This is a genomic window from Ideonella paludis (assembly GCF_018069865.1).
Lineage (GTDB): Bacteria > Pseudomonadota > Gammaproteobacteria > Burkholderiales > Burkholderiaceae_C > Ideonella > Ideonella paludis.
In genome coordinates this window covers 1-2,029 of sequence record NZ_JAGQDG010000020.1, presented here as the reverse complement: position 1 = coordinate 2,029, position 2,029 = coordinate 1, and the positions used below count along the sequence as shown (strand labels likewise).

At 64.4% G+C, this 2,029-nt stretch carries 1 protein-coding gene; it reads right to left on the bottom strand.

Annotation, left to right across the window (positions count from 1 at the left end):
• Positions 1-2,029, bottom strand: a 2,029-nt coding sequence (locus KAK11_RS21605; protein ID WP_210811702.1) for a nitrate reductase subunit alpha, incomplete at both ends; no start/stop codon positions are given.

Below are 2,029 nucleotides of genomic sequence, written 5' to 3'. Positions count from 1 at the left end.
GCAGTGGGCAGCACGATGTCTGAATACAGACAGGTGGTGCTCATGCGGAAGTCCAACGTCACCAGCAGGTCGAGCTTGCCTTCTGGGGCCTTGTCGTGCCATTTCACTTCCGAGGGCTTGGCCTCATCTTTGCCGAGGTCTTTGCCCTGCACGCCATTGCTGGTGCCCAGCAGGTGCTTCAAGAAGTATTCATGACCCTTGCCGCTGGAGCCCAAGATATTGCTGCGCCAGACAAACATATTGCGCGGCCAGTTTTGCGGTGCGTCGGGGTCGTGGCAGGCCATGTCGAGCTGGCCACTTTGCAACTGGGCGGCGACATACGCTTTGGGTTCTTGGCCCGCGGCCGCCGCTTCTTTGGCCACACGCAAAGGGTTGCGGTCGAGCTGGGGGGCTGAGGGCAGCCAGCCCATGCGTTCAGCCCGCACATTGAAGTCGATGGCGCTGCCCTGGTAAGCGGCCTTGTCGGCCAGCGGCGAGAGCACTTCGTCCATGCCCAACTTCTCATAGCGCCACTGGTCGGTGTGGGCATAGAAGAAGCTCGTGGAGTTTTGCTGGCGCGGCGGACGCGCCCAATCCAGCGCAAAGGCCAGGGCTGTCCAGCCGGTTTGAGGCCGCAGCTTCTCTTGGCCCACATAGTGGGCCCAGCCGCCACCGCTTTTGCCGATGCAGCCGCACATCATCAGCATGTTGATGACGCCGCGGTAGTTCATGTCACTGTGATACCAGTGGTTCATGGCCGCGCCGATGATGATCATCGAGCGTCCCTCGGTTTTCTCAGCGTTGTCGGCGAACTGGCGCGCCACGCTGATGATCTGCTCGCGGGGCACGCCGGTGATGCTCTCTTGCCAGGCCGGGGTGTAAGGCGCGTTGTCGTCATAGCTGGCGGCTCCGCTGCCCAGGCCACGGTCCAGGCCATATTGCGCGAGCTGCAGGTCAAACACGGTGGCGACCAAGGCGTGGCGCTCTTCACCAGCCTTGCCCAGGCGCAGGCGCACCGCAGGCACCCGCGCTTGGCGCACGTCACCGCCTTGGGCATTGGCCTGGAAGTGCGGGTTCTCCACGCCCCCGAAGTAGGGGAAGCCAACGTCCACCACCTCATGGGCCTGCGCACCGTCTTCGATGACCGAGAGCTTGAGCTTCACCGTCTGGCCGTGGCGGGCTTCTTTGTCTTCCAGGTTCCAGCGGCCCGCGTCAGTGCGCCCTTCCGGCCCCCACCGAAAGCCGATGGAGCCTTGCGGCAACACGGCCCGGCCGCCGGTGTCAAAGGCCACGGTCTTCCAGTCTGGGTTGTTGGCTTGGCCCAGCCGGCCGTTGAAGTCGCTGGCCCGCACAAAGCGGTCGGGCACTTGCACCACGCGGCCGTCGGGCAGGGTCTGCTCGCGCAGCATCACCAGCATGGGCAGGTCGGTGAAGCGCCGTGCGTAGTCGTCAAAGTAGGCACTGCGCCGATCCAGGTAAAACTCCTTGAGGATCACATGGCCCATGGCCATGGCCACGGCGGCATCGGTGCCCTGCTTGGGGTGCATCCACAGGTCAGCCAGCTTGGCCACCTCGGAGTAATCGGGCGTGATGGCCACCGTCTTGGCGCCCTTGTAGCGCACCTCGGTGAAGAAGTGGGCATCGGGCGTGCGTGTCTGGGGCACATTGGAGCCCCAGGCGATGATGTAGCTGCTGTTGTACCAGTCGGCGCTCTCAGGCACGTCGGTTTGCTCGCCCCAGATTTGGGGACTGGCGGGCGGCAGGTCGCAGTACCAGTCATAAAAGCTCATGCACACGCCGCCGATCAGGCTGAGGTAGCGGCTGCCGGCGGCATAGCTGACCATGCTCATGGCCGGGATGGGCGAGAAGCCGATGATGCGGTCTGGCCCCCAGGTCTTGGCGGTGTAGACGTTGGCAGCGGCGACGATCTCGTTGACCTCGTCCCAGCTTGAGCGCACAAAACCGCCCAGGCCGCGCACCTGCTGGTAGTCGCGGCGCTTGGCTTCATCGCCTTGGATAGCGGCCCAGGCCTCGACCGGGCCCAGGGTCT